Origin of the sequence: Citrobacter sp. wls613, assembly GCF_005281195.1 — a bacterium.
Taxonomy (GTDB): domain Bacteria; phylum Pseudomonadota; class Gammaproteobacteria; order Enterobacterales; family Enterobacteriaceae; genus Citrobacter; species Citrobacter gillenii.
The window spans coordinates 108,846-124,242 of sequence record NZ_SZXN01000034.1; the positions used below are offsets into that span (position 1 = coordinate 108,846).

15 protein-coding genes and 1 pseudogene are annotated in these 15,397 nt (G+C 51.7%); 13 read left to right on the forward strand and 3 right to left on the reverse strand.

Going from position 1 to position 15,397, the window contains the following annotated elements; genetic code table 11:
- Positions 1-125, reverse strand: a pseudogene (locus tag FDX01_RS23515) (hypothetical protein); the annotation flags it as partial.
- 326 nt (positions 126-451) lie between these two features.
- On the opposite strand from FDX01_RS23515, the gene FDX01_RS05185 reads away from it, so the two are divergent.
- On the forward strand, positions 452-856 hold the full coding sequence (locus FDX01_RS05185; protein WP_137363078.1) for a DUF1398 family protein: 405 nt from the start codon (positions 452-454) through the stop codon (positions 854-856).
- A gap of 172 nt (positions 857-1,028) precedes the next feature.
- Here the strand turns inward: FDX01_RS05185 and icd are convergent, their stop codons facing one another.
- On the reverse strand, positions 1,029-2,279 hold the full coding sequence (gene icd / locus FDX01_RS05190) for an NADP-dependent isocitrate dehydrogenase (RefSeq protein ID WP_115258716.1): 1,251 nt from the start codon (positions 2,277-2,279) through the stop codon (positions 1,029-1,031).
- Between the two features lie 202 nt (positions 2,280-2,481).
- Between icd and rluE the strand changes: the two genes are divergently transcribed.
- The 9 genes from rluE to roxA all read left to right on the forward strand — a co-directional run bounded on the left by rluE (position 2,482) and on the right by roxA (position 11,280).
- Positions 2,482-3,105, forward strand: coding sequence for a 23S rRNA pseudouridine(2457) synthase RluE (gene rluE, locus FDX01_RS05195; RefSeq protein ID WP_096757397.1), 624 nt, complete (start codon positions 2,482-2,484; stop codon positions 3,103-3,105).
- A 43-nt stretch (positions 3,106-3,148) separates the two neighbouring features.
- The gene (locus FDX01_RS05200; protein WP_137399356.1) at positions 3,149-4,078 is read left to right on the forward strand and encodes a hypothetical protein; all 930 of its coding nucleotides are present in this window, start codon (positions 3,149-3,151) and stop codon (positions 4,076-4,078) included.
- Positions 4,079-4,088: 10 nt separating this feature from the next.
- On the forward strand, positions 4,089-4,550 hold the full coding sequence (locus FDX01_RS05205) for an NUDIX hydrolase (protein WP_117342947.1): 462 nt from the start codon (positions 4,089-4,091) through the stop codon (positions 4,548-4,550).
- A gap of 53 nt (positions 4,551-4,603) precedes the next feature.
- Positions 4,604-5,710 (forward strand): tRNA 2-thiouridine(34) synthase MnmA, encoded by a 1,107-nt coding sequence (gene mnmA / locus FDX01_RS05210; protein WP_096757400.1) that lies wholly within the window; start codon positions 4,604-4,606, stop codon positions 5,708-5,710.
- Between the two features lie 35 nt (positions 5,711-5,745).
- Positions 5,746-6,387 carry a high frequency lysogenization protein HflD gene (gene hflD, locus FDX01_RS05215; RefSeq protein WP_117343114.1) on the forward strand — a complete coding sequence of 214 codons (642 nt, stop codon included), beginning with the start codon at positions 5,746-5,748 and terminating at the stop codon, positions 6,385-6,387.
- A gap of 3 nt (positions 6,388-6,390) precedes the next feature.
- Entirely contained in the window at positions 6,391-7,761 is a 1,371-nt protein-coding gene (purB, locus tag FDX01_RS05220) for an adenylosuccinate lyase (protein ID WP_096757401.1), read from the forward strand.
- Between the two features lie 174 nt (positions 7,762-7,935).
- Positions 7,936-8,607 (forward strand): two-component system response regulator PhoP, encoded by a 672-nt coding sequence (gene phoP, locus FDX01_RS05225; RefSeq protein WP_096757402.1) that lies wholly within the window; start codon positions 7,936-7,938, stop codon positions 8,605-8,607.
- Positions 8,607-10,070: a two-component system sensor histidine kinase PhoQ gene (phoQ, locus tag FDX01_RS05230; protein WP_096757403.1), complete on the forward strand. Its 1,464-nt coding sequence runs from the start codon at positions 8,607-8,609 to the stop codon at positions 10,068-10,070. Before phoP ends, phoQ begins: the two co-directional genes overlap by 1 nt.
- Positions 10,071-10,158: 88 nt before the next feature.
- Entirely contained in the window at positions 10,159-11,280 is a 1,122-nt protein-coding gene (roxA, locus tag FDX01_RS05235) for a [50S ribosomal protein L16]-arginine 3-hydroxylase (RefSeq protein ID WP_096757404.1), read from the forward strand.
- 105 nt (positions 11,281-11,385) lie between these two features.
- On the opposite strand, the gene pepT is transcribed toward roxA, so the two are convergent.
- Positions 11,386-12,612 (reverse strand): peptidase T, encoded by a 1,227-nt coding sequence (pepT, locus tag FDX01_RS05240; RefSeq protein WP_096757405.1) that lies wholly within the window; start codon positions 12,610-12,612, stop codon positions 11,386-11,388.
- Between the two features lie 250 nt (positions 12,613-12,862).
- Here pepT and potA point away from each other — a divergent pair, with 250 nt between their 5' ends.
- The 3 genes from potA to potC form a co-directional block, all read left to right on the forward strand.
- Entirely contained in the window at positions 12,863-13,999 is a 1,137-nt protein-coding gene (gene potA, locus FDX01_RS05245; protein ID WP_096757406.1) for a spermidine/putrescine ABC transporter ATP-binding protein PotA, read from the forward strand.
- A complete protein-coding gene (gene potB / locus FDX01_RS05250) occupies positions 13,983-14,840 on the forward strand; it encodes a spermidine/putrescine ABC transporter permease PotB (RefSeq protein WP_096757407.1) in 858 nt (285 codons plus the stop codon). The genes potA and potB overlap by 17 nt, the downstream gene beginning before the upstream one ends.
- Positions 14,837-15,397 (forward strand): spermidine/putrescine ABC transporter permease PotC (gene potC / locus FDX01_RS05255; protein WP_249360877.1); only part of this gene is annotated, 561 nt, incomplete at its 3' end. The genes potB and potC, both read left to right, overlap by 4 nt.

Sequence of the window (15,397 nt, forward strand, 5' to 3'; positions counted from 1 at the left end):
GAATATTCACGCAATGAGCGGTGCCGGTCATTTTTAATGCACGCCGCAATGGTCTGACGATGCACATCAGACAATGTGGCCAGTTGGCTAACATTTAGTTGTAAGTTTTTTAGTTCACAATCCATAGTTCACCCGAGGAAAAAACTTGCATCCTGCGAGCACCTTTTAAAAACGGCGTCAGTGATGAACAAAGCGCACATATTCGACACTATGAAATTTATCTCATTAAATATCAATAAATTATACTAACAGTGATGGCCGATGAAAATGCAAAAACCAGCCTTGCTACGCGCCGCACCCGCCCCGTAGCAAGGCCCCCCTACTGGGAGAACCCTTAATCGTCCCATGACCTCGCTATCCGCACCACACCAAGAGATCTGACCAGATTGAAGCGACAAAACTGATCGTGCACACTACACGCTCTCATAACTAACAATAGGTTATAACCCTGATGGATCAGGTTACTGTTCTTGAAAAGATGTTTGAGCAAGTGAGAAAGGAACATAATTTTTCGTGGTTTTACTCTGAACTTAAACGCCAGAATATTGCTCATTATATTTACTACCTGGCTACTGATAACATCAGAGCTGTTACAGCGAATGATGAGGTAATATTAATAAGAGGGAAAAGAGATTTATTAAAAGTCAGTACAACCAAGAACCCTGAACAAGTAAAAAAAGCAGCCCAGGCACATATTTCCGGGGAATCCACATTTCGGGAATATATTACAACACTTGTTAGTGCTGGCGTTTTCCGATGGGTTACTGATGTCAATGATAACAAACGGTATTACTACTCTGTCGACGATACACTTTTATACATGGAAGATGTCGAGAACAACAATCCATTAATATAATGATAATTAAACTAACAGTCCGGTTTCTTCCCCCCTGGCACCGGATAAGCTGGCATAAGTGCCAAACCTGGTTTTGGGGAAACGTTTTGGCGAGAGTTTTGGGGAAGGAATTTTCAGGTATAAAAAAACGGGAACCTCTCGGCTCCCGTTCTCATACAACCCAGAATGTGGATTACATGTTTTCGATGATCGCGTCACCAAACTCAGAACATTTCAGCAGCTTAGCGCCGTCCATCAGACGTTCGAAGTCATAGGTTACGGTTTTCGCGTTGATCGCACCGCTCATACCTTTAACGATCAGGTCAGCCGCTTCGACCCAACCCATGTGGCGCAGCATCATTTCAGCAGACAGGATGATGGAACCTGGGTTCACTTTATCCTGACCCGCATACTTCGGTGCAGTACCGTGGGTGGCTTCAAACAGTGCACATTCGTCACCGATGTTTGCACCCGGCGCGATACCGATACCGCCAACCTGCGCTGCCAGGGCATCAGAGATGTAGTCACCGTTCAGGTTCATACAGGCGATAACATCATACTCTGCCGGACGCAGCAGGATCTGCTGCAGGAACGCATCGGCGATAACGTCCTTAACAACGATCTCTTTCCCGGTTTTCGGGTTCTTGATTTTCACCCACGGGCCGCCGTCGATCAGTTCACCACCAAACTCTTCACGCGCTAACTGGTAACCCCAGTCTTTGAACGCGCCTTCGGTGAACTTCATGATGTTACCTTTATGTACCAGGGTAACAGAATCACGATCGTTGGCGATGGCGTATTCAATCGCCGCACGCACCAGACGTTTCGTCCCGTCTTCGGAACACGGTTTGATACCGATACCGCAATGTTCCGGGAAGCGAATTTTCTTCACGCCCATCTCTTCGCGCAGGAATTTAATCACTTTCTCTGCATCAGCAGAGTCGGCTTTCCACTCGATACCAGCGTATATGTCTTCAGAGTTTTCACGGAAGATGACCATGTCGGTCAGTTCAGGATGTTTAACCGGGCTTGGGGTGCCCTGGTAGTAACGAACCGGACGCAGGCACACGTACAGGTCAAGTTCCTGACGCAGTGCAACGTTCAGTGAGCGAATACCGCCGCCAACTGGGGTAGTCAGTGGGCCTTTAATAGCAACACGGTAGTCACGAATCAGATCAAGGGTTTCAGCAGGCAGCCAGACGTCCTGGCCGTATACCTGAGTGGATTTCTCGCCGGTGTAGATTTCCATCCAGGAGATTTTACGCTCGCCTTTATAGGCTTTCTCGACAGCAGCATCGACAACTTTGATCATCGGTGGGGTTACATCAACGCCGATACCGTCGCCTTCAATGAACGGGATAATCGGATTTTCAGGAACGTTGAGTTTGCCGTTTTGCAGGGTGATCTTCTTACCTTCCGCCGGAACAACTACTTTGCTTTCCATTCACCTCTCCTTCGAGCGCTTCTGGTTCTGCTCGTCTGTCATCACGCTGCATGTGCATTTGCGTCCTGCTACACGGATGCGTTAGAGCAACTTTTTGTTAATGATTTGTAATGAGCGTGTCAATACTACCCTATTGTTCGCCGCCATGAAAGACACTCGTTCTTAGGCTATAATGCGGCAATTGATATAATCTGAAAATACCATGCAAAAAACTTCTTTTAGAAATCACCGGGTTGAGCGATTCAGCTCACGACAAGTCACTAAACAGCGTAAAGAAAACCAGCCAAAACGCGTGGTTTTGTTCAATAAACCCTACGATGTTTTGCCACAATTTACTGACGAAGCGGGTCGCAGCACGTTAAAAGATTTTATTCCCGTACAGGGCGTCTATGCTGCGGGGCGCCTGGACAGGGATAGCGAAGGCCTGTTGGTACTGACCAATGACGGTGCATTACAGGCCCGATTGACGCAGCCGGGTAAGCGCACCGGAAAAATTTATTACGTACAGGTCGAAGGAGAGCCGACGCCAGAGGCGCTGGATGCCCTGCGCAATGGCGTGACGCTCAATGATGGCCCAACGTTGCCGGCAGGCGTTGAGGTTGTTGCCGAACCTGACTGGCTGTGGCCGCGAAATCCACCGATTCGCGAGCGCAAAAGCATTCCCACCCGTTGGTTGAAAATCACGTTGTATGAGGGGCGTAACCGTCAGGTGAGACGCATGACGGCGCATGTGGGTTTCCCCACGCTGCGGTTAATTCGCTATGCCATGGGTGATTACACGCTGGATAATCTCGCCAACGGCGAATGGCGTGAGCTGCAGCCGTAGCATCCATTTTTAACGCAACTATTAACAGGGAAGAACACGGCATATGGATAAACGGATCGTTGCAGCGCTCATGTTGTGCGGAGTTTCACCATTTTGTTATGCAAAACAGGACTGTGAAACGCTCGCCGGGATCGCGGCGGGAGAGGCAAATTATCTTTACGCCACTGCCAACGTCAGCGCTGACTCTCGTCTGCATTTCTACTCTGCACCGGCCAGCGGATGCCAGCTCCCGGCGTTTTTGGTCAATAGCGACACTGTAGAGGTACTCAGAAGTTCGCAGCGTTATGAAAGCACAGGCATGCTGTCCAAAGACGAACCTTTTCGTTACGTCCGCTACCGGGGCGCAAACGGCACTTTCGCTACCGGTTGGGTTACCGCTGACGGACTCACGCCGTTAGCTAACCCGCTTCCTGTTAGCCCTGCCTGCCAGACATGGGCCAATAAAGCGATGTCACAACGCGAAAAAATGCCCCCCGCCGCCAGCAACCATTATCAGGTCATCGGCAGCTCGCGCGCTGGATTCTATTCAATGCCAAATGCACAGTGCCGCAACAGTTCCGTGTTCCTGGTTCCCGGCAACGTGGTTTCTGCTCAGGAAGAGTCCAAAGACGATTTTATTGAGGTGGTCTATTACACCGCCGATCGTCATAGCGTGCGCGGCTGGTTGAAAAAATCACAGCTGCAACCTTTAAACAGCGGTGACCGCTATCGCGACGACATCAATCCACTCTCTACAGATACAGCCACGCGGGTCGCCACTCTCAGTTTGCGTTATGACTATCAATGTGTTTTTTATGAGAGCTGGAATGCGAAAAACGCGATTGAAATCATCGTGCGCGAAGACCACCAAACCGAATTTTGCCGGGGTGCCGCCGATCCACAAACCTCCCCGCCGGTGGCCTATATCAGTATCGATAAAGCCACGGGTGAGATCAGCTGGCCAGATGTGTCTGAAGGCTTTAAAGAAGAATAAGAGGTGAACCATGTTCAAACCGCACGTCACCGTCGCCTGCATTGTGCATGCTGAGGATAAGTTTTTAGTCGTTGAGGAAACCATCAACGGCAAAGCGTTATGGAACCAGCCTGCCGGGCATCTGGAAGCGGACGAAACCTTGGTACAAGCCGCTGCACGCGAACTGTGGGAAGAAACCGGCATCACCGCGCAGCCGCAGCATTTTATTCGCATGCATCAATGGATAGCTCCGGACAGAACCCCGTTCTTGCGTTTTCTGTTTTCTATTGAGCTTGCCAATATGTGCGCTACTGAGCCGCATGACAACGATATAGATTGCTGTCGTTGGGTCAGCGCTGAAGCGATTTTATCTGCACCGAACCTGCGTTCGCCGCTGGTTGCTGAGAGCATTCGCTGTTATCAGAGCGGGCAACGGTATCCGCTGGCAATGATCGGAGAATTTAACTGGCCGTTTACAGAGGGTGTCAAGTAAAGGGCTGCGTGATAGAATATGCCGCCTTTAAGTTCAATGTCGTGAGTATTCCTATGTCTGAAAGCCCAAAAAAAGTGATCGTCGGCATGTCCGGCGGTGTCGATTCCTCCGTTTCTGCCTGGCTGTTGCAACAACAGGGTTATCAGGTTGAAGGCCTGTTCATGAAGAACTGGGAAGAGGACGACGGTGAGGAATACTGTACCGCTGCTGCCGATCTTGCAGATGCGCAGGCAGTCTGCGACAAACTCGGCATTGAACTGCATACCGTTAACTTTGCCGCAGAATACTGGGACAACGTCTTTGAGTTGTTCCTTGAAGAGTACAAAGCGGGTCGTACGCCAAACCCGGATATTCTGTGCAACAAAGAAATTAAGTTTAAAGCCTTCCTCGAATTTGCCGCTGAAGATTTAGGTGCCGATTTCATCGCCACCGGTCACTACGTGCGCCGCGCGGACGTCGACGGCAAAAGCCGCCTGCTGCGTGGACTCGACGGCAATAAAGACCAAAGCTATTTCCTCTATACGCTCGGTCACGAGCAGATCGCCCAAAGCTTGTTCCCGGTCGGTGAACTGGAAAAACCGCAGGTGCGCAAAATCGCCGAAGATCTGGGCCTGATTACCGCGAAGAAAAAAGACTCCACCGGCATCTGCTTTATTGGTGAACGTAAATTCCGCGAGTTCCTTGGCCGTTACCTTCCGGCTCAGCCAGGAAAAATCATCACCGTGGATGGCGAAGAAATCGGCCAGCACCAGGGGCTGATGTATCACACTCTGGGCCAACGTAAAGGTCTGGGTATCGGCGGAACCAAAGAAGGGACCGAGGATCCATGGTATGTGGTCGATAAGGACGTTGAGAACAACATTCTAGTTGTCGCTCAGGGTCACGATCACCCGCGTCTGATGTCCGTTGGCCTGATCGCGCAACAGCTGCACTGGGTCGATCGCGAACCCTTCTCCGGCACAATGCGCTGTACGGTGAAAACCCGCTATCGTCAGACCGATATTCCGTGCACCGTTAAGTCGCTGGATGACGAACGTATTGAAGTGATTTTTGACGAGCCGGTTGCGGCGGTGACGCCAGGTCAGTCGGCCGTCTTTTACCGCGGCGAAGTGTGCCTCGGTGGCGGTATTATCGAGCAGCGCCTGCCTCTGCCGGTATAATTTATCTACATATCTAATACAAGGAAGCAGTGAACGTGGCAAAGAATTATTATGACATCACCCTCGCTCTGGCAGGCATTTGCCAGTCGGCTCGCCTGGTGCAACAACTGGCACACCAGGGGCACTGTGATGCCGATGCACTACACGTTTCACTCAACAGTGTTATTGATATGAATCCCAATTCTACGCTGGGCGTGTTTGGTGGCAGTGAAGCCAATCTGCGTCTGGGCCTTGAAACGCTGCTCGGTGTACTGAACGCCAGCAGTCGTCAGGGACTGAACGCGGAACTCACCCGCTATACCCTGAGCCTGATGGTGCTGGAACGCAAGCTGTCAGCCGCCAAGGGCGCAATGGACACGTTGGGGGACCGTATTAATGGCCTGCAGCGCCAGCTAGACCATTTCGATTTGCAGTCAGAAACGTTAATGAGCGCAATGGCGGGCATTTATGTTGACGTCATCAGCCCGCTCGGCCCACGTATTCAGGTCACGGGATCCCCAGCTATCCTCCAGAGCCCGCAGGTTCAGGCCAAAGTCCGTGCGTCGCTTCTGGCTGGCATTCGTGCTGCCGTACTCTGGCACCAGGTCGGTGGCGGTCGTCTGCAACTCATGTTTTCTCGTAATCGCCTGACCACTCAGGCAAAACAAATTCTTGCTCATTTAACCCCGGAGTTGTGATCTATGGAATTATCCTCACTGACCGCCGTTTCCCCTGTCGATGGACGCTACGGCGATAAAGTCAGCGCGCTGCGCGGGATTTTCAGCGAATACGGTTTGCTGAAATTCCGTGTACAGGTTGAAGTACGCTGGCTGCAAAAACTGGCCGCGCACGCAGCGATCAAGGAAGTTCCTGCTTTTGCTGCCGACGCAATCGGTTTCCTTGATACGATCGTCGCTAACTTCAATGAAGAAGATGCCGCGCGCATCAAAACCATTGAACGCACGACCAACCACGATGTGAAGGCCGTTGAGTATTTCCTGAAAGAAAAAGTCGCTGATATCCCGGAACTGCACGCTGTTTCCGAGTTTATCCACTTCGCCTGTACCTCAGAAGATATCAACAACCTGTCTCATGCGCTGATGCTGAAAACCGCCCGCGATGAAGTGATCCTGCCTTACTGGCGCAAGCTTATCGATGCGGTAAAAGACCTGTCCGTGCAGTATCGTGACATTCCCCTGCTCTCCCGTACGCACGGCCAGCCGGCAACACCCTCTACGTTGGGCAAAGAAATGGCTAACGTGGCATACCGTATGGAGCGCCAGTATCGCCAGCTAAACCAGGTAGAAATTCTCGGTAAAATCAACGGTGCCGTCGGTAACTATAATGCCCACATCGCCGCTTATCCGGAAGTTGACTGGCATCAGTTCAGTGAAGAATTCGTCACTTCGCTGGGTATTCAGTGGAACCCGTACACCACGCAGATTGAGCCGCACGACTACATTGCTGAGCTGTTCGATTGCGTCGCGCGTTTTAACACCATCCTGATCGATTTTGACCGCGACGTCTGGGGCTATGTGGCGCTGAACCACTTCAAACAGAAAACCATTGCCGGTGAAATTGGTTCTTCCACCATGCCGCACAAGGTTAATCCTATCGACTTCGAAAACTCCGAAGGAAACCTGGGCCTGTCTAATGCGGTACTGCAGCACCTGGCAAGCAAACTGCCGGTTTCCCGCTGGCAGCGTGACCTGACGGATTCTACCGTTCTGCGTAACCTGGGCGTGGGAATTGGCTACGCGTTGATCGCGTATCAGTCCACACTGAAGGGTGTGAGCAAACTGGAAGTAAACCGCGATCATCTGCTGGATGAACTGGACCATAACTGGGAAGTGCTGGCCGAGCCGATTCAGACCGTTATGCGTCGTTACGGCATTGAAAAACCGTACGAGAAGCTGAAAGAGCTGACCCGCGGCAAGCGCGTTGACGCCGAAGGCATGAAGCAGTTTATCGACGGACTGGCCCTGCCAGAAGACGAGAAAACGCGCCTGAAAGCGATGACGCCAGCCAACTATATTGGTCGCGCCATCACCATGGTTGATGAGTTGAAGTAATCAATCCTGCGCCAGATGGCGCTCACGCTTATCTGGCCTACATTTATCCCGCGTAGGCCAGATGTGGCGTTCATGCCACCTTCCGACATTCCCCTCGGTTTATTAAATGTTTATCCCCACAGCCACATAATCAGCGTTAAACTATTCATACCGTCAATTTAGGGAGAAACGAAGATGCGCGTACTGGTTGTTGAGGATAATGCCTTATTACGTCACCACCTGAAGGTTCAGTTACAGGATGCAGGCCACCAGGTTGATGATGCTGAGGATGCAAAGGAAGCAGATTATTACCTTAACGAACATCTGCCAGATATTGCGATCGTCGACTTAGGTCTGCCCGATGAAGATGGCTTGTCACTAATCCGCCGCTGGCGCAGCAATGACGTTTCGCTCCCCATTCTGGTGTTGACCGCCCGAGAAGGCTGGCAGGATAAAGTGGAAGTGCTCAGCGCTGGGGCTGATGACTACGTGACAAAACCTTTCCATATTGAAGAGGTGGTCGCCCGCATGCAGGCACTGATGCGCCGCAACAGCGGCCTGGCCTCGCAAATTATCTCGCTGCCGCCTTTTCAGGTTGACCTTTCCCGCCGCGAATTATCAGTGAATGATGAGGTTATCAAACTCACCGCGTTTGAATACACCATCATGGAAACGCTGATCCGCAATAACGGCAAAGTGGTCAGCAAAGACTCACTGATGCTACAACTTTATCCGGATGCAGAACTGCGTGAAAGCCACACCATCGATGTACTGATGGGACGTCTGCGCAAAAAAATTCAGGCGCAATATCCGGATGACGTGATCACCACCGTACGTGGACAGGGCTACCTCTTCGAACTGCGCTAATGAACAAATTATTGCGTCATTTTCTCCCGTTATCGCTGCGTGTACGCTTTTTGCTGGCGACCGCTGGCGTTGTCCTTGTGCTTTCACTGGCCTATGGCATGGTCGCGCTGGTGGGTTACAGCGTAAGCTTTGATAAGACCACATTTCGTCTTCTGCGCGGTGAAAGTAACTTGTTTTACACCCTCGCGAAATGGGAAGACGGCAAGCTCCAGGTCGAACTGCCTGAACATCTCGATATGCAAAGCCCCACCATGTCGCTGATCTACGATGAAAATGGTAAATTGTTGTGGGCACAACGCGATGTCCCCTGGCTGACGCACAGTATTCAGCCGGACTGGTTAAAAACGAATGGTTTTCATGAAATAGAAGCCGATGTCGATGCCACCAGCACGTTACTGCGCGAAGATCACTCCGCGCAACAGCAGCTTAAAGAAGTCAGAGAAGATGATAACGATGCCGAAATGACCCACTCGGTGGCGGTAAACGTCTACCCTGAGACCGCCCGCATGCCTCAGCTTACCATTGTCGTTGTCGACACTATCCCCATTGAGCTCAAGCGCTCGTATATGGTCTGGAGCTGGTTTATCTATGTATTGGTCGCCAACTTGCTGCTCGTGATCCCGCTGCTATGGGTCGCCGCCTGGTGGAGTTTACGGCCTATCGAGTCACTGGCGCGTGAGGTCCGAGAACTTGAGGAGCATCACCGTGAGATGCTCAATCCCGCCACCACGCGGGAACTAACTAGCCTGGTACGTAACCTCAACCGACTGCTGAAAAGTGAGCGTGAGCGTTACGATAAATACCGCACGACCTTAACCGATCTCACCCATAGCCTGAAAACACCGCTGGCGGTATTGCAAAGCACGCTACGCTCGATGCGCAATGAAAAGATGAGCGTAACCGATGCCGAGCCCGTGATGCTGGAACAAATTAGCCGCATTTCCCAGCAAATTGGCTACTACTTGCATCGCGCCAGCATGCGCGGTGGTAACGCCCTGCTCAGCCGCGAACTGCACCCGGTTGCCCCTTTGCTGGATAAGCTAACCTCCGCCCTCAATAAGGTGTATCAGCGTAAAGGCGTCACTATTAGTCTCGATATCTCACCCGAAATCAGTTTTGTCGGCGAGCAGAATGATTTTGTCGAGGTCATGGGTAACGTGCTGGATAACGCCTGTAAATACTGTCTGGAGTTCGTCGAGATCTCCGCTCACCTGTCCGACGATCGCCTACATATTCTGGTGGAAGATGACGGTCCAGGCATTCCACAAGCCAAGCGCGAAGTGGTTTTTGATCGCGGCCAGCGTGTGGATACCTTACGCCCCGGGCAAGGCGTGGGGCTGGCGGTAGCTCGCGAAATTACCGAGCAGTATGACGGGCAAATTATCGCAGGCGACAGCCTGTTAGGCGGTGCGCGCATGGAGGTCATTTTTGGCCGTCAGCATCCGGGGCATAAAGACGAGTAAGTTGTTTGTAATATTTATGTACCGGGATCACTTATCCGGTTAAGCATCCGTTATAATCGGAGCAACCAACAGTCTGCGGATGCGCATTATGGAATACCAATTAAACCTCAACTGGCCCGACTTTCTCGAACGCCACTGGCAAAAGCGCCCGGTGGTCTTAAAGCGTGGTTTTACAAACTTTATCGATCCGCTTTCCCCTGATGAACTGGCCGGACTGGCGATGGAAAGTGAAGTCGACAGCCGACTGGTCAGCCATCAGGACGGTAAATGGCAGGTGAGCCACGGTCCATTCGAAAGCTATGACCATCTCGGCGAGAACAACTGGTCGCTGCTGGTCCAGGCCGTCAACCACTGGCACGAACCGACCGCCGCGCTGATGCGTCCGTTTCGCGAATTACCGGACTGGCGTATTGATGACCTGATGATCTCCTTTTCCGTGCCCGGCGGCGGCGTTGGTCCGCACCTGGATCAGTACGATGTGTTTATCATTCAAGGCACCGGTCGTCGTCGCTGGCGCGTAGGCGAAAAACTCCAGCTAAAACAACACTGCCCGCACCCAGACCTGCTGCAGGTTGATCCGTTCGAGGCCATCATTGATGAGGAGCTGGAGCCGGGTGATATTCTGTATATCCCGCCAGGATTCCCGCACGAAGGCTACGCACTGGAAAACGCGATGAACTATTCTGTCGGTTTTCGCGCCCCGAACGCCCGGGAGTTAATCAGCGGATTCGCCGATTACGTTCTGCAACGTGAGCTGGGCAGCACCTATTACAGCGACCCGGACCTGCCGCCCCGTGACCATCCGGCGGATGTTTTGCCACAAGAAATGGATAAACTGCGTGAAATGATGCTGGGGCTGATTAATCAACCTGAACATTTCAAACAGTGGTTTGGGGAGTTTATTTCCCAGTCGCGTCATGAGCTGGATGTCGCCCCGCCGGAGCCACCATATCAGCCCGACGAAATCTACGACGCGCTGAAACAAGGGGATGTGCTGGTACGTCTGGGCGGATTACGCGTTATCCGTGTCGGCGACGAGGTTTACGTCAACGGTGAAAAAATTAACTCACCGCATCGCCCTGCCCTAGAGGCGCTGGCCAGCCATATTGTGCTGACAGCCGAGAACTTTGAAGATGCGCTGGAAGATCCGTCTTTCCTCGCCATGCTGGCCGCGCTGGTTAACAGCGGATACTGGTTCTTCGAAGGGTAAATTAGTGGTGACTGCGCCGGATGGCGTTTCGCTTATCCGGCCTACGGAATGAGGTATCTGTAGGCCGGATAAGGCGCAAGCCACCATCCGGCCTCTACACACTCTTTATTTTTGTTTCGCGGCCAATTCGGCAATACGCACGATCACCTGCACCGCTTTTTCCATTCCTTCCAGCGTCACAAACTCATGTTTACCATGATAGTTGTAGCCGCCGGTGAACAGATTCGGGCACGGTAATCCCATAAACGACAGCTGCGCACCGTCAGTGCCGCCACGAATAGGTTTCAGCACAGGCTCAATGTCGCAATCACGCATCGCCTGCTGGGCAATATCCAGCACGTGGGGGTGCTCAATCACTTTCTCGCGCATATTGTAATAGCTATCTTCAATCACCAGTTCGATATAGCAGTCCGGGTGTAACCCTTTGCCAACCTTTTTGGCGATCTCCATAATTTTACGTTTGCGCGCTTCAAACTGTTTACGGTCAAAATCACGGATAATGTAGTGCATGTCCGCCCGGTCAACGGTGCCTTTCATACTCGCCAGATGGTAAAAACCTTCGTAACCTTCGGTCGTTTCCGGGCTTTCATCTGCCGGAACCTCTGCGTGGATACGAGCAGCCAGCGACAGCGCATTCACCATCACCCCTTTTGCGGTACCAGGGTGCACATTGTTACCAACGATTTTGATATTGACCGACGCCGCGTTGAAGTTTTCAAACTCCAGTTCACCCACGCCACCCCCATCAACGGTGTAAGCCCACTTCGCATCAAATGCGGCGACGTCAAAGTGCTTCGCCCCTTTACCCACCTCTTCGTCGGGCGTAAAGGCCACACGAATATCGCCATGGGGAATGTTTTTATGCTTCAACACAGCCAGCGCGGTCACTATCTCCGCCACTCCGGCTTTGTCGTCCGCTCCCAGCAGGGTTTTACCGTCGGTGGTGATCAACGTTTGTCCCAAAAGTTGATGTAACACCGGGAACATCACCGGCGACAGAACTTCATCACCAATGCCTAACGCAATATCGCCCCCACGGTAGTTTTCAACAATTTGCGGGTTGACGTTTTTACCCGTGAAATCCGGTGAGGTATCGACATGAGAAATAAAGCCAATCGCGGGAATATCACCGGCAACGTTTGCGGGTAACGTTGCCATCAGTGTTCCCTTCTCACTTAATGAAACGTTAACCAGCCCCATTTCTTCAAGCTGTTGTTTGAGCAGCTGTAATAGCTTCCACTGCCCCTCAGTGCTGGGTACCTGCCGCACACCCGATTTGGACTGAGTGTCCAGCGACACGTAGTGTAAAAAACGCTCAAGTAGTTTATCCATGCAGTCACCCTCACTTTTCGTGACAACATTATCAATAAGCAAGAAAAGACAAATATTGCGTCAGGTCATTTTTATCCCCGCAAGTGAGAATATTTGTCTCTGACACCCCTTCTGACTATAAGGGTAAGTCAGTAATTCGCAACAAGGATTGGCGATTACAATGGTTTGCCGTAGAATAATCGCCCTCATTAAGAGTCATCAAGGTGGTTAACCACAAACCCCGCAGCGGTCAGCCATCCGTTGCGTTTACATGGGACAGAGTAAAAAATTGAATAAACAACCGCGTTCGCTTTCTCCACTGGTGCAATTAGCGGGAATTCGCAAAAGTTTCGATGGCAAAGAGGTGATTTCCGACCTGGATTTGACCATCAACAATGGCGAATTTCTCACGCTGCTCGGCCCCTCTGGCTGCGGTAAAACAACCGTTCTTCGCCTGATTGCGGGTCTTGAAACGGTTGATTCCGGTCATATCATGCTGGACAACCAGGATATCACTCACGTACCTGCGGAAAACCGCTACGTGAACACCGTATTCCAAAGTTATGCGTTATTCCCCCACATGACCGTGTTCGAGAATGTGGCCTTCGGTTTGCGCATGCAAAAGACCCCGACTGCCGACATTCAACCTCGCGTCACCGAAGCCTTGCGCATGGTGCAACTGGAAGAGTTTGCCCAGCGTAAACCCCATCAACTCTCCGGTGGACAGCAGCAGCGTGTGGCAATTGCCCGTGCAGTGGTCAACAAACCTCGTTTGCTATTGTTAGATGAATCGCTCTCCGCGCTGGACTACAAACTGCGCAAGCAGATGCAGAACGAACTGAAAGCACTGCAGCGTAAGCTCGGTATCACCTTTGTCTTTGTCACTCACGATCAAGAAGAGGCGCTGACCATGTCAGACCGTATCGTGGTGATGCGTGACGGCAAAATTGAGCAGGACGGCACGCCGCGAGAAATTTACGAAGAGCCGAAAAATCTGTTCGTCGCCGGGTTTATCGGTGAGATCAATATGTTCAACGCGACGGTGATTGAACGTCTGGATGAACAACGCGTTCGTGCTAACGTTGAAGGTCGAGAGTGCAACATCTACGTGAATTTCGCCGTTACGCCGGGACAAAAACTGCATGTTTTGCTGCGTCCGGAAGATCTGCGCGTAGATGAGATCAACGATGACAACCACATCGAAGGACTTATCGGCTACGTGCGTGAACGCAACTACAAAGGCATGACGCTGGAGTCGGTTGTCGAACTGGAAAATGGCAAGATGGTGATGGTTAGCGAATTCTTCAACGAAGACGATCCTGACTTCGATCACTCTCTGGACCAGAAAATGGCCATTAACTGGGTAGAAAGTTGGGAGGTCGTACTGGCTGATGAAGAACACAAGTAAATTCCAGAGTGTGGTGATCGTCACCATTGTCGGTTGGCTTGTGTTATTTGTCTTCCTGCCCAACCTGATGATCATTGGCACCAGCTTTTTGACCCGTGACGATGCGAATTTCGTCAAAATGGTCTTTACGCTGGAAAACTATGCTCGCCTGCTCGATCCGCTCTACTTTGAGGTGTTGATTCACTCCCTCAATATGGCGCTGATTGCCACGTTCGCCTGCCTGGTGCTCGGCTATCCGTTTGCCTGGTTTTTGGTAAAACTGCCGGAAAAAGTGCGTCCACTGCTGCTGTTCCTGCTGATTGTTCCGTTCTGGACCAACTCGCTTATTCGCATCTATGGGCTCAAAATTTTCCTCAGTACCAAAGGCTATCTCAACGAGTTTCTGCTGTGGCTCGGGGTCATTGATACCCCCATTCGCATTATGTTCACCCCCAGCGCGGTCATTATCGGCCTCGTTTACATCCTGCTGCCGTTTATGGTTATGCCGCTTTATTCCAGCATTGAGAAACTCGATAAGCCGCTACTGGAAGCCGCGCGCGATCTGGGTGCCAGCAAATTTCAGACCTTCACCCGCATCATCATTCCGCTGACCATGCCGGGAATTATCGCCGGTTGCCTGCTGGTGATGCTGCCAGCCATGGGGTTATTTTACGTGTCTGATCTAATGGGCGGCGCGAAAAACCTACTGATTGGTAACGTGATAAAAGTTCAGTTCCTGAACATTCGTGACTGGCCGTTTGGTGCCGCCACCAGCATTACCCTGACCATCGTGATGGGACTGATGTTATTAGTTTACTGGCGCGCCTCCCGCTTGCTGAATAAAAAGGTGGAACTCGAATGATCGGTCGACTGCTTCGCGGTGGTTTCATGACCGCCATCTACGCGTATCTGTACATTCCAATCATTATTTTGATTGTGAACTCCTTTAACAGCTCGCGCTTTGGCATCAACTGGCAAGGCTTTACCACCAAATGGTACGGCCTGCTGATGAACAACGACAGCCTGCTGCAGGCGGCACAGCATTCACTGACGATGGCCGTGTTATCCGCAACCTTTGCCACCCTGATCGGCTCACTGACGGCGGTTGCGCTTTACCGCTACCGTTTTCACGGTAAACCGTTTGTCAGCGGTATGCTGTTCGTGGTGATGATGTCGCCGGATATCGTGATGGCGATTTCACTGCTGGTGCTGTTTATGCTGATCGGTATTCAACTGGGGTTCTGGTCGTTGCTGTTCTCGCATATCACCTTCTGTTTACCTTTTGTGGTGGTGACAGTGTACTCACGCCTGAAAGGATTCGATGTGCGTATGCTGGAAGCCGCAAAAGACCTGGGCGCCAGCGAAGTCACCATTCTGCGCAAAATCATTCTGCCGCTGGCGATGCCAGCGGTCGCTGCG

What these genes read in the sequence shown, in the direction of transcription:
- FDX01_RS05185 (WP_137363078.1), top strand. Translation starts at nt 452, where the DNA reads ATGGATCAGGTTACTGTTCTTGAAAAGATGTTTGAGCAAGTGAGAAAG.
- icd (WP_115258716.1), bottom strand. Translation starts at nt 2,279, where the DNA reads ATGGAAAGCAAAGTAGTTGTTCCGGCGGAAGGTAAGAAGATCACCCTG.
- rluE (WP_096757397.1), top strand. Translation starts at nt 2,482, where the DNA reads ATGCAAAAAACTTCTTTTAGAAATCACCGGGTTGAGCGATTCAGCTCA.
- FDX01_RS05200 (WP_137399356.1), top strand. Translation starts at nt 3,149, where the DNA reads ATGGATAAACGGATCGTTGCAGCGCTCATGTTGTGCGGAGTTTCACCA.
- FDX01_RS05205 (WP_117342947.1), top strand. Translation starts at nt 4,089, where the DNA reads ATGTTCAAACCGCACGTCACCGTCGCCTGCATTGTGCATGCTGAGGAT.
- mnmA (WP_096757400.1), top strand. Translation starts at nt 4,604, where the DNA reads ATGTCTGAAAGCCCAAAAAAAGTGATCGTCGGCATGTCCGGCGGTGTC.
- purB (WP_096757401.1), top strand. Translation starts at nt 6,391, where the DNA reads ATGGAATTATCCTCACTGACCGCCGTTTCCCCTGTCGATGGACGCTAC.
- phoP (WP_096757402.1), top strand. Translation starts at nt 7,936, where the DNA reads ATGCGCGTACTGGTTGTTGAGGATAATGCCTTATTACGTCACCACCTG.
- phoQ (WP_096757403.1), top strand. Translation starts at nt 8,607, where the DNA reads ATGAACAAATTATTGCGTCATTTTCTCCCGTTATCGCTGCGTGTACGC.
- roxA (WP_096757404.1), top strand. Translation starts at nt 10,159, where the DNA reads ATGGAATACCAATTAAACCTCAACTGGCCCGACTTTCTCGAACGCCAC.
- pepT (WP_096757405.1), bottom strand. Translation starts at nt 12,612, where the DNA reads ATGGATAAACTACTTGAGCGTTTTTTACACTACGTGTCGCTGGACACT.
- potA (WP_096757406.1), top strand. Translation starts at nt 12,863, where the DNA reads ATGGGACAGAGTAAAAAATTGAATAAACAACCGCGTTCGCTTTCTCCA.
- potB (WP_096757407.1), top strand. Translation starts at nt 13,983, where the DNA reads ATGAAGAACACAAGTAAATTCCAGAGTGTGGTGATCGTCACCATTGTC.